We start from the raw sequence: 12,380 nt of genomic DNA, 5'->3' as shown, positions 1-12,380 counted from the left end.
TCAGTTTTGGTCAAAAAAATTAGGCGGTGTGCTGGAGGGCCTCATCGCGAGCAAGCTCGCTCCCACAAGGGACTTTCAGTGTTGCGCGGACCTGTGGGAGCGAGCTTGCTCGCGATAGGGCCCTCACCATCACCGAACATTCCCAAGCGTCGACCCACGCTCAATCAACCGCGCGGCGAAATCGAGGGTCTGAACCGGCCCGTTGTCACCCCGCAAACGCTTGAGCAAGCATTCGAAAGCGCTGGCGCCGATTTCCGCGGTGGGCTGGGCCAGGGCGGTGATGCCGCTGCCCACCAGTGGGTACCAGTCCAGGTCGTCGAGGGCGATCAGGCCGATGTCGTCGAACAAGTGGCAACCGAGTTCGCGCAATACCTGGGTGGCCGTCAGGGCGGCGATGCCGTTGGCGCAGAACAGCGCCTTGGGGCCACGGTCCGGCTTGGCGAGAAACGTCTTGATGCGCGGTAGCAGCTGATCGCAGGTTTCCACCACAGCGCCCGCCAGGGCAGGGCGCCGTTCGATGCTGGCCTTGAAACTCTCGACCCGCTCGATCCGCGAACTGGTGCCATCGAACGGTTCGGTCACCAGCAGCAAATCGCGATAGCCACGCTGTTCGAGGTGATCGAGGGCCATCTCGACGGCGGCCGGGTTGTCCAGCCCGACCAGATCGGTTTCGAGCCGATCGACCTTGCGATCCACCAGCACCATCGGCATCTCGCTGCGCAATTCGAACAGTTCGTCGCGGTGATGGCCCAGGGTGTTCACGATCAGCCCTTCGATGTTGTAGGCGCGCAGGAGGGCCAGGTGCTGGCGTTCCTGTTCGTCGTCGCGGTCGGTGTTGCACACCACCAGGCTGTAGCCGTGACGACGGCAGGCGGTTTCCACGCCATGCATCACGGCAATCGAATAGGGGTTGCGGATATCGGCCACCAGCATGCCGATCAGGCGCGTGCGCCCGCGCTTGAGGCCACGGGCCATCTGGTTTGGCCGATAGCCCAGCTCGCTGATCGCCTGCTCGATGCGCCGGGCGATGGCTTCGGAGAGCAGGGCGCGGTCCTCGCCGATGAAACGCGAGACGCTGGCCTTGGAGACCCCGGCGCGTTCGGCGACATCGAGCATGGTCACGCGGCTGCGCTGGGCGGCGGAGAAAGAATTCACGGATTGAGACCTGTTTTTTGGATTTATTGAGGTTCTGAAACCGGTTTCAGGAAACACCAGAATTCGTTCGGTCGTCAAGGGCGATGTATCAGGTACGACCGACGGTGCTTCGCTTCACTTGGGCAGCGGCGACGATCCAGTCAGGCCTTCAGCAGAACCGCGCCAGCCAGGCGATTTGCAGCGCGCCAGGCCGTGTGGTTAGCTGCCTGCCTTTCCCAGCCCTTAGACTACCGAAGCCACCATGAACATTACCCAGCCTCGTTTGAGATTGCTGTCGATACTGAGTGTGGCCCTGCTGGTGGTGGGCTGTGCCGCCTACTACGTGTTTAGCCACAGCGGTGTGCCGGCCGATGAAGGTTTCGGTGCCGGAGAGCTGAACGAAGGTGGCATCGAGGACATTGGCGCCCTGGCACCGCCAGAGGTGGAGAAGCGTCTTAATTACTTGATCCAGGACACCGGCGAAACCCTCCGGTCTTTGGCGCGTGTCAGTGAAGCGCAACTGAGCCTGGCTGTCGAAACGACCGAGACGGGTGATGGGCAGCCGTTGCAATACGAGTCGCTGTTTGTCCCGTTCACCAGCGCGCAACTGAAGGCTGCGTTGGCCTCGGTCCAGGGCCTGCGTTTTACCCAGAGGTTGTATGCCGATGGCTCGGAAGTGAGGCTCGATACCGAGAGTCTCGATTCGCTCTGGAAACGCGCCGCCACGCCGGATGAGCCAACTGCCGAGCAGTACCTGCCGCAGCGCCTGCGTTTTCGCGATGGCAGCGAGCAAACCTTCGCCGATCTCAAGGCGCCGCCCAAGGTCGAGTCCGACGACACGTTTGCCTCCGATGATGCTTTCGAACTTTCGGTGAACAAACCGCTGGCGAGTGTAGGGCTGACGGTCGTTTACCGCAGCTATCCGGCATTCAGGAAAGTGGTGCTGGACAAGGATCATCCGAACGTGACCCTGGACGACGGCCAGTCCTTCCGGCTTACAGCCCTGGGTAATGGCAGCGCGTCGGTGCGCCTGAGTACGCCGAAAATGTCGACCCTTGTGGTGCAAGGGCTGGACGACGCGGGCAGGGCGCTCTACAGCAACGGTCACAATTCCTGGGCGTTTCCGTCCGATGGCGATATCGCGGCGTTGCACGACTATTACAACGCGCTGCTGCAGACCAAAGGCGACCTCAAGCAACTCAAGACCAGCCAGGCGGTGCAACAGCAATTGGAACGCCTGGGCGAGGCGCTGGCCGCGCAGGCGGGGCCGTTGAAAAACACCGAGCTTGACTATCAATTCGAGGCCACCCCGCAGCGCATCGTCATCCATGTACTTGATCCGATGGAGGACAACACCATTGCGTTCACCCAGGTCGACAACGTCCTGGCAGGACAAACGCGTTACATCGCCCTGGACCGGAGCGCCGAGCGCTATGGCTTCATTGATCAGGCCGGGCAGTGGCTGATCAAGCCCCGTTGGGTGCAAGTGCAAGACAGCCTGATGGCTGATGCCTACACCTTGTTCTCCGAGGAGAAATCCAGCGACCCAGAGTCCGGTGGACGGGCGTTGCGCAGCCAGTTCGCCTATTTCCCCGCCGGTAGCAACAAGCTCGTGGACCTGCCGTTTGAATACATCACCGAAGCCTTGAGCAACGGCCTGTTGTTGGTCGAGCGTGAAACCAATGGCCCTTATGGGCTCTACGATGCCAGGAATCATCGCTTCGTATTGCCGATGAAATTCGTCAACCCTACCGTGACCGACAACGTGTTCATCGCCCGTCTCGGCACACGAACCGATCTCATGGAAGGCCTGTACGGTGCCTACAGCCTGGACGGCAAAATCATCCTGCCGACGCAGTTCTCCGGCATCGAGCACAGCGAGGGGCTGCTATATGCCAGCTCCGCCGACCGGAGTCGCCAGGACGTTTTCGATCTGGCGGGTAAACGGATCAATCCGCAAGGCTACAACGTGATCGGTCGGTTTGTGGGCCAGCAACCGTTGCTGGTGCAGGACACCAAAAGCAGCAAATTCGCCTTTATCGATCGCCAGGGCGAGCGACTAGCCATCAAGTTGCCGTATGACGAGGTGGAGCCGTTTTCCAACGGCATGGCGGTGGTGGGACGTGATGGCAGCTACGGTGCCATCGACTTGGCGGGCCGGTTGCAAGTGCCACTGGATTACCAGCAGATCAACGCGTTCCAGACCCGTTACGCAGCGGCCATCCGTGCGGGTGGGGGGACCTCGTTGGTCTTGATCAGTCAGGACAGCAAGGTGATCAAGGAACTGGGGTCGTACACCAGTATGAAAGTACCGGAGAACAGCAATGACGCCCGTTATTACGTGAGGGATCCGAATAACAGTGACGAATACCTGGTCTATGACGCCGATGGCAATTTCGTGCAGAACGACTGATAACGGGTGATGCGTGGCCTCACCAAAGTTGTGTTAGCTACATGCAATCTTGGGCAATGCCCTAACCCTGTGGCGAGGGGATTTATCCCCGCTGGCTGCGGAGCAGCCCAAGACCAGCCACCTCGGTGTGCCAGGCTGATGGTGTTCAGCCTTTTTGGGGCTGCTGCGCAGCCCAGCGGGGATAAATCCCCTCGCCACAAAGGATTCAGAGCTGGCTGATGTAGGTGCCCGTGCCCTTGAGGATGTTCTGCAAGGTCAGTTCCACTTCCGCCACGTCCGTCACGTCGGGGTTGTAGGTGATTTCCAGCACATCGTCACCGTTGAGCGCATCGGCATCCGCCGCGGCGATCTCTATTTTCAGCAGGGTCGGGCCTAGGGTCACCTTGACGCCGTCCAGCGTCGAGGGCTCGCCATCCAGCGTGATCTCCAGCTCGTCTTCGTCCGGGTAGCGGCTCATCAGGAACATGTCGCCCTGAGCGCTATGGCAGCAGAGCATGGCCATGTTGTCTTCTTCGTCGTCGCACGGGTTGGCGATCAGCAGGTCGGTGGTCATTTTCATGGATGGCTCCTGGCTCCGATGAGCCTTGCACGGGCAAAAACGCGATTCTGCCAGCCCCGACGATTTTCTGCTGGATTACCACCGCAGGGTGCCGTTTGGCCCTGGGACTGCTAGGGTTGTTCGATGCATGGCGAGCAGGGAGCTAGCCGATGACCGAATATGTCGCAGCGCTGCAAGCAGGCAGGTTGTCGCACTCGTTAAGCTGCGCAACGGATGTGCACCTGCAAAGGGCATCGCGGAGTGTTTTTTGCAGGTGGTCATTACTTTGAAATTACCTGCAAAAAGGATGTGACCTGCGGGTCCCGTCCAGCTTCACCCACCTGTCATCCTGTTTCCTCTGCCCGAGAATCAGGAACGGGATGGCCGACGGCCCCGAAAGGGGTTGCACGCGACGCTACCATCAATAACAAGCCCAAGCGGAGTACCACAGATGGCGTTCTTCACCGCAGCCAGCAAAGCCGACTTCCAGCATCAACTGCAAGCGGCACTGGCGCAGCACATCAGTGAACAGGCACTGCCACAAGTGGCGCTGTTCGCTGAACAATTCTTCGGCATCATTTCCCTCGATGAACTCACCCAGCGCCGGTTGTCCGACCTCGCCGGCTGCACCCTGTCTGCCTGGCGCCTGCTTGAGCGCTTTGACCACGCGCAACCGCAGGTGCGTGTCTACAACCCCGATTACGAGCGCCACGGCTGGCAGTCGACCCACACCGCCGTCGAAGTGCTGCACCACGACCTGCCGTTCCTGGTGGATTCGGTCCGCACCGAGCTGAACCGTCGCGGCTACAGCATCCATACCCTGCAAACCACCGTCCTGAGCGTGCGTCGCGGCAGCAAGGGCGAGTTGCTGGAAATCCTGCCGAAGGGCACCCAGGGCGACGACGTGCTGCAAGAGTCGTTGATGTACCTGGAAATCGACCGCTGCGCCAACGCCGCCGAACTCAACGTCCTGAGCAAGGAACTTGAGCAAGTGCTGGGCGAAGTGCGCGTCGCCGTCGCCGACTTCGAGCCGATGAAAGCCAAGGTCCAGGAAATCCTCGCGAGCCTGGACAACAGCGCCTACGCCACCGACGCTGACGAAAAAGCCGAAATCAAGAGCTTCCTGGAATGGCTGGTGGGCAACCACTTCACCTTCCTCGGCTATGAAGAGTTCGTGGTTCGCGATGAAGCCGATGGCGGCCACATCGAATACGACCCCGAATCGTTCCTCGGCCTGACCAAACTACTGCGCGCCGGCCTGACCGCCGAAGACCTGCGCATCGAAGACTACGCCGTCAATTACCTGCGCGAACCGACCGTGTTGTCGTTCGCCAAGGCCGCGCACCCGAGCCGCGTGCACCGTCCGGCCTACCCGGACTACGTGTCGATCCGCGAGATCGACGCCGACGGCAAGGTCATCAAGGAATGCCGCTTCATGGGCCTGTACACCTCCTCGGTGTATGGCGAGAGCGTGCGGGTCATCCCGTACATCCGTCGCAAGGTCGCGGAAATCGAGCGTCGTTCGGGCTTCCAGGCCAAGGCGCACCTGGGCAAGGAGCTGGCCCAGGTGGTCGAAGTCCTGCCTCGCGACGACTTGTTCCAGACCCCGGTGGACGAGCTGTTCAGCACCGTCATGTCGATCGTGCAGATCCAGGAACGCAACAAGATCCGCGTGTTCCTGCGCAAGGACCCGTACGGCCGTTTCTGCTACTGCCTGGCCTACGTGCCGCGCGATATCTATTCCACCGAAGTGCGCCAGAAGATCCAGCAGGTGCTGATGGAGCGCCTGAAGGCGTCGGATTGCGAGTTCTGGACGTTCTTCTCCGAGTCCGTGCTGGCCCGCGTACAACTGATCCTGCGGGTGGATCCGAAGAACCGCATCGACATCGACCCGCTGCTGCTGGAAAAAGAAGTGGTGCAGGCCTGCCGCAGCTGGAAGGACGACTACGCCAGCCTGGTCGTCGAGAGCTTCGGCGAAGCCCAGGGCACCAACGTGCTGTCGGACTTCCCGAAAGGCTTCCCGGCCGGCTACCGCGAGCGCTTCGCCGCGCACTCGGCCGTGGTGGACATGCAACACCTGCTGAGCCTGAGTGAAACCAACCCGCTGGTGATGAGCTTCTACCAACCGTTGGGCCAGGTCTCCGGCCAGCGTGAGCTGCACTGCAAGCTGTATCACGCCGACACGCCGCTGGCGCTGTCCGACGTGCTGCCGATCCTGGAAAACCTCGGCCTGCGCGTGCTGGGCGAGTTCCCGTACCGCCTGCGCCACACCAATGGCCGCGAGTTCTGGATTCATGATTTCGCGTTCACCGCCGCCGAAGGCCTGGACCTCGACATCCAGCAACTCAACGACACCTTGCAGGACGCGTTCGTCCACATCGTGCGTGGCGATGCCGAGAACGATGCGTTCAACCGCCTGGTGCTGACCGCCGGCCTGCCGTGGCGCGACGTGGCTCTGTTGCGTGCCTACGCCCGTTACCTGAAGCAGATCCGCCTGGGCTTCGACCTCGGCTACATCGCCAGCACCCTGAACAACCACACCGACATCGCTCGCGAACTGACCCGGTTGTTCAAGACCCGCTTCTACCTGGCGCGCAAGTTGACCGGCGATGACCTGGAAGACAAGCAACTGCGCCTGGAGCAAGCGATCCTCTCGGCCCTCGACGAAGTGCAGGTACTCAACGAAGACCGCATCCTGCGTCGCTACCTTGACCTGATCAAGGCGACCCTGCGGACCAACTTCTACCAGACCGACGCCAACGGCCAGAACAAGGCGTACTTCAGCTTCAAGTTCAACCCGCACCTGATCCCGGAACTGCCGAAGCCGGTGCCCAAGTTCGAGATCTTCGTCTACTCGCCACGCGTCGAAGGCGTGCACCTGCGCTTCGGCAACGTTGCCCGTGGCGGCCTGCGCTGGTCCGACCGTGAAGAAGACTACCGCACCGAAGTGCTCGGCCTGGTAAAAGCCCAGCAAGTGAAGAACTCGGTGATCGTGCCGGTGGGTGCCAAGGGCGGTTTCCTGCCGCGTCGCCTGCCATTGGGCGGCAGCCGGGACGAGATCGCGGCCGAGGGCATCGCCTGCTATCGCATCTTCATCTCGGGCCTGTTGGACATCACCGACAACCTGAAGGACGGCGCGCTGGTGCCGCCGGCCAACGTCGTTCGTCATGATGACGATGACCCGTACCTGGTGGTGGCGGCGGACAAGGGCACCGCGACTTTCTCCGACATCGCCAACGGCATCGCCATCGACTACGGCTTCTGGCTGGGCGATGCGTTTGCCTCCGGCGGTTCGGCCGGTTACGACCACAAGAAAATGGGCATCACCGCCAAGGGCGCGTGGGTTGGCGTGCAGCGTCACTTCCGTGAGCGCGGCATCAATGTCCAGGAAGACAGCATCACCGTGGTGGGCGTCGGCGACATGGCCGGCGACGTGTTCGGCAACGGCTTGTTGATGTCCGACAAGCTGCAACTGGTCGCGGCCTTCAACCACCTGCACATCTTCATCGACCCGAACCCGGAACCGGCCAGCAGCTTCGCCGAGCGCAAGCGTCTGTTCGACCTGCCGCGTTCGGCCTGGACCGACTACGACACCAGCATCATGTCCGAAGGCGGCGGTATCTTCTCGCGCAGCGCGAAAAGCATCGCCATCTCGCCACAGATGAAAGAACGCTTCGACATCAAGGCCGACAAACTGACCCCGACCGAACTGCTCAACGCCTTGCTCAAGGCGCCAGTGGACCTGTTGTGGAACGGCGGTATCGGTACCTACGTCAAGGCCAGCACCGAAAGCCATGCCGATGTCGGCGACAAGGCCAACGATGCGCTGCGCGTGAACGGCAACGAACTGCGCTGCAAGGTCGTGGGCGAGGGCGGTAACCTGGGCATGACCCAACTGGGTCGCGTCGAGTTCGGCCTCAACGGCGGCGGCTCCAACACCGACTTCATCGACAACGCCGGTGGCGTGGACTGCTCCGACCACGAAGTGAACATCAAGATCCTGCTCAACGAAGTGGTGCAGGCCGGCGACATGACCGACAAGCAGCGCAACCAGTTGCTGGCGAGCATGACCGACGAAGTCGGTGGCCTGGTGTTGGGCAACAACTACAAGCAGACCCAGGCCCTGTCCCTGGCGGCCCGTCGCGCGTTTGTGCGGATCGCCGAATACAAGCGCCTGATGAACGATCTGGAAGCCCGTGGCAAGCTGGACCGTGCCATCGAGTTCCTGCCGACCGAAGAGCAACTGGCCGAACGTGTCGCGGCGGGCCATGGCCTGACCCGTGCCGAACTGTCGGTGTTGATCTCCTACAGCAAGATCGACCTCAAGGAAGCGCTGCTCAATTCCCTGGTGCCGGACGACGATTACCTGACCCGCGACATGGAGACGGCTTTCCCGCCAACCCTGGTAAGCAAGTTCTCCGAGGCCATGCGTCGCCATCGCCTGAAGCGCGAGATTGTCAGCACCCAGATCGCCAACGACCTGGTCAACCACATGGGCATCACCTTCGTCCAGCGGTTGAAAGAGTCGACCGGCATGAGCCCGGCGAACGTGGCCGGTGCTTATGTGATCGTTCGGGACATCTTCCATCTCCCGCACTGGTTCCGTCAGATTGAAGCCCTGGACCACCAGGTTTCCGCCGACGTGCAACTGGAGCTGATGGACGAGCTGATGCGCCTGGGCCGTCGCGCCACGCGCTGGTTCCTGCGCAGCCGCCGCAACGAGCAGAACGCTGCCCGTGACGTCGCTCATTTCGGTCCGCACCTGGCAGCGTTGGGCCTCAAGCTCGACGAACTGCTGGAAGGCCCGACCCGCGAAGGCTGGCAGACCCGCTACCAGGCCTATGTGGCGGCCGGTGTGCCGGAATTGCTCGCGCGCATGGTTGCCGGCACTACGCACCTGTACACCTTGTTGCCGATCATCGAGGCGTCCGACGTTACCGGCCAGAACGCCGCCGATGTGGCCAAGGCCTACTTCGCAGTGGGTAGCGCCCTGGACATCACCTGGTACTTGCAACAGATCAGTGCCTTGCCGGTTGAAAACAACTGGCAGGCCCTGGCCCGTGAAGCGTTCCGCGATGACATTGACTGGCAGCAACGGGCGATCACCATCTCGGTCCTGCAGGAAGGCGACGGTAGCCAGGACGTGGAAACCCGTCTGGCGCTGTGGCTTGAGCAGCATCACGAAATGGTCGAGCGCTGGCGCGCCATGTTGGTGGACATCCGTGCCGCCAGCGGCACCGACTACGCCATGTACGCGGTTGCCAACCGCGAACTGCTGGACCTGGCGTTGAGTGGTCAGGCGGTCGTGACGGCCAACTGATCCACCGTTGAATGAAAAAACCCCGCATTGAGAGATGCGGGGTTTTTTTATGGGTGATGTTTCAGCCCATGAAGGCCAGAAAGCTCTTGTGGTGAGGGGATTTATCCCCGCTGGGCTGCGCAGCAGACCCAAATCAGGCAACTCGGTGGGCCTGTAAGACAGAGGCCAAGGCTTTAGGGCTGCTGCGCAGCCCAGCGGGGATAAATCCCCTCGCCACAGAAAACCGCTATCACACAGGGCTGCGTTCACGCAGCTCCTGCAACCGGTCAGCCCCACCTTCAGCTATGCGATTCTGGATCAGCCGATCAGAGCCACCCTCGGCTACGCGATTCTGGATCAGTCGATCGGATCCACCCTCGGCTACGCGATTCTGGATCAGTCGATCGGAGCCACCTTCGGCTACGCGATTCTGGATCAGTCGATCGGAGCCACCTTCGGCTACGCGATTCTGGATCAGTCGATCGGAGCCGCCTTCGGCCACGCGATTCTCGATCAATCGATCAGAGCCGCCTTCGGCCAGTTGATGTGCAGCCTGTTCGTAAGACGACGGTGCGCTTTCGGCCGCGGCGATGTTCGACAGGGCGGCGCCGCCGACCAAGGTCAGGGCGATAGCCAGGGACGAGAGTTTCGGGAAATTGATCATGGTGGTTCTCCTTGCGCTTGATTGAGTGGACCGTGGCAGCGCAGGTGCTGCTGTCCGGTGAGTGCAGTTAAACGCGCAGGTGTATCGAGGATGTGTGCCTGCAAGGCGTGAAATCAGCGAATTCGTATCAATCGGCTGCTTCTACACAGAGCGATACAAAACGCCTTGAAAAATTTCCCGGCCGACCGGAAGGCTGCAGGGCTCCCTGTAGCGATGACCGATAATCGCACGCTAGTTCCGCCTGGATCGGCCATCCGGTCTTGCAAGGTTATTGACCGAATTAACTGGGTAGTACATTTTAGCGGTCACCCAGCCTTGCCATGCCCAGGCGAGGCCATAATAAAAACAGAGGATCCCCTCATGCGTGCCCGTCAACCGAACTTGCCCTCATTGCATACCTCCCGTTCCGGAGCCTCCCGGGATATTCCAGCGTCGATCCGATAGCGCTCGCCCTGTCGCGCCGGCTGCAGGCCGGTGTCTGGTTCAACCTGTGAGGTGTTCAAGATGACAAAAGTCGTCGATCTGTATTTCAAGCTGCTCAAGTTGCTGATCGTGCTGTGCATGGTCGTGATGATCGTGCTGGTGTTCGGCAACGTCGTGTTGCGCTATGCCTTCAACTCCGGCATCAGCGTGTCGGAGGAGCTGTCGCGCTGGTTCTTCGTCTGGATGATCTTTCTCGGTGCCCTGGTGGCGCTCAAGGACCGCGCGCACCTGGGCATGAACAGCCTGGTCAAGCGCTTGCCGCCGGCAGGCAAGCGAGTTTGCCTGGTCATCGGGCACTTGCTGATGCTCTACATCTGCGGGTTGATCGTCATCGGCAGTTGGCAGCAGGCGGTCATCAACCTCAACGTGGTCGCGCCGGCTTCAGGCCTTTCGATGGCGCTGTTCTACGCCGCCGGGCTGGTGTTCGGTGTCAGCGCGACGGCCATCCTGATGTACGAACTGTACTTGGCGTTGTTCGGCAAACTGCGGGATGAAGAGTCGTTGTCGGTCGAGGAAAGCGAAGCCGCGAGCATCACCCCTGACAATCTGAAGAGTACCCGCCCATGACACTGGCTATTTTCCTCGGGTCGCTGCTGGGCAGCATGGCGCTGGGCATCCCGATTGCCTTTGCCTTGCTGGTGGTCAGCGTCGCGTTGATGTTTTACCTGGACCTGTTCGACGCCCAGATCATCGCGCAAAACCTGCTCAATGGCGCTGACAGCTTTCCCCTGATGGCGGTGCCGTTCTTCATGCTGGCCGGCGAAGTGATGAATGTCGGCGGACTGTCCAAGCGCATCGTCAACATTGCCATGGCGTTGGTGGGGCATAAGCGCGGCGGGCTGGGTTACGTCGCGATCATCGCCTCCTGCCTGCTGGCGTCGCTTTCCGGTTCGGCCGTGGCCGATGCGGCAGCGCTGGCGGCGCTGCTGGTGCCGATGATGGTCCTGGCGGGGCACAACCGTGGGCGCTCGGCCGGGTTGATCGCCGCCGGCAGCACCATTGCACCTGTGATTCCGCCAAGCATCGGTTTCATCGTGTTCGGCGTGGCGTCCGGCGTGTCGATTTCCAAGCTGTTCCTGGCCGGTATCGTGCCTGGGTTGATGCTCGGCGTCGGGCTTGCCGCCGCCTGGTGGTTCATCTCCCGCCGTGAAAACGTCGAGACGCCACCCAAGCGTTCCCGTGCCGAAGTGCTGCGTACGCTGCTCGACGGCAGTTGGGCGATGGGCTTGCCACTGATCATCATCCTGGGCCTCAAGTTCGGCATTTTCACGCCCACGGAGGCGGCAGTGGTCGCGGCGGTCTATTCGCTGTTCGTGTCGCTGGTGATCTACCGGGAAATGAAGGTCAGCCAGCTCTACGAAGTGATCCTGTCTTCGGCCAAGACCACGTCGGTGGTGATGCTATTGGTGGCGGCGGCCATGGTTTCATCGTGGCTGGTCACGATCGCCGACCTGCCGGGCCAGCTGGCGGACCTGCTTGCGCCGTTCATGGACAACCAGACGCTCCTGCTGCTGGTGATGATGGCGCTGATCATCCTGGTCGGCACGGTGATGGACATGACCCCGACCATCCTCATCCTGACGCCGGTGTTGATGCCCGCGGTGATCCAGGCGGGGATCGACCCGGTGTACTTCGGCGTGCTGTTCCTGATCAACACTGCGATCGGCTTGATCACGCCGCCCGTGGGCACGGTGCTCAACGTGGTCTGCAGCGTGGCAAAGCTGGACTTCGAGGAAATCGTCCGCGGGGTCTGGCCGTTCATGATTGCGCAGTTTGTGGTGCTGTTGCTGTTGGTCCTGTTTCCGCAACTGGTCATGGGGCCGTTGAAATTCTTCACCGGATGACACCG

General features: G+C 61.3%; 7 protein-coding genes. 4 read left to right on the top strand and 3 right to left on the bottom strand.

Features of this window, described 5'->3' with window-relative positions; all coding sequences use genetic code 11:
• Positions 1 to 129 precede the first annotated feature (129 nt).
• Entirely contained in the window at positions 130 to 1,155 is a 1,026-nt protein-coding gene (locus AB4N42_RS19850; RefSeq protein WP_309475717.1) for a LacI family DNA-binding transcriptional regulator, read from the bottom strand.
• A 241-nt stretch (positions 1,156 to 1,396) separates the two neighbouring features.
• Here AB4N42_RS19850 and AB4N42_RS19845 point away from each other — a divergent pair, with 241 nt between their 5' ends.
• On the top strand, positions 1,397 to 3,547 hold the full coding sequence (locus AB4N42_RS19845; RefSeq protein WP_460115200.1) for a WG repeat-containing protein: 2,151 nt from the start codon (positions 1,397 to 1,399) through the stop codon (positions 3,545 to 3,547).
• Positions 3,548 to 3,752: 205 nt separating this feature from the next.
• Here AB4N42_RS19845 and AB4N42_RS19840 read toward each other — a convergent pair whose 3' ends face one another.
• Positions 3,753 to 4,106 (bottom strand): hypothetical protein, encoded by a 354-nt coding sequence (locus AB4N42_RS19840; protein WP_258650681.1) that lies wholly within the window; start codon positions 4,104 to 4,106, stop codon positions 3,753 to 3,755.
• A gap of 430 nt (positions 4,107 to 4,536) precedes the next feature.
• Here AB4N42_RS19840 and AB4N42_RS19835 point away from each other — a divergent pair, with 430 nt between their 5' ends.
• The gene (locus AB4N42_RS19835; protein ID WP_258650682.1) at positions 4,537 to 9,405 is read left to right on the top strand and encodes an NAD-glutamate dehydrogenase; all 4,869 of its coding nucleotides are present in this window, start codon (positions 4,537 to 4,539) and stop codon (positions 9,403 to 9,405) included.
• Between the two features lie 229 nt (positions 9,406 to 9,634).
• Here the strand turns inward: AB4N42_RS19835 and AB4N42_RS19830 are convergent, their stop codons facing one another.
• Complete coding sequence (locus AB4N42_RS19830) at positions 9,635 to 10,048, bottom strand: hypothetical protein (RefSeq protein WP_225936100.1); 414 nt, start codon at positions 10,046 to 10,048, stop codon at positions 9,635 to 9,637.
• A gap of 504 nt (positions 10,049 to 10,552) precedes the next feature.
• Between AB4N42_RS19830 and AB4N42_RS19825 the strand changes: the two genes are divergently transcribed.
• Together AB4N42_RS19825 and AB4N42_RS19820 are read left to right on the top strand one after the other, a co-directional pair.
• Positions 10,553 to 11,098: a TRAP transporter small permease gene (locus tag AB4N42_RS19825; RefSeq protein ID WP_258650684.1), complete on the top strand. Its 546-nt coding sequence runs from the start codon at positions 10,553 to 10,555 to the stop codon at positions 11,096 to 11,098.
• On the top strand, positions 11,095 to 12,375 hold the full coding sequence (locus tag AB4N42_RS19820) for a TRAP transporter large permease subunit (RefSeq protein ID WP_030142584.1): 1,281 nt from the start codon (positions 11,095 to 11,097) through the stop codon (positions 12,373 to 12,375). Before AB4N42_RS19825 ends, AB4N42_RS19820 begins: the two co-directional genes overlap by 4 nt.
• Positions 12,376 to 12,380 lie beyond the last annotated feature (5 nt).

The organism is Pseudomonas sp. H2_D02 (assembly GCF_054677635.1).
This window is presented reverse-complemented; position numbering and strand designations above follow the sequence as displayed.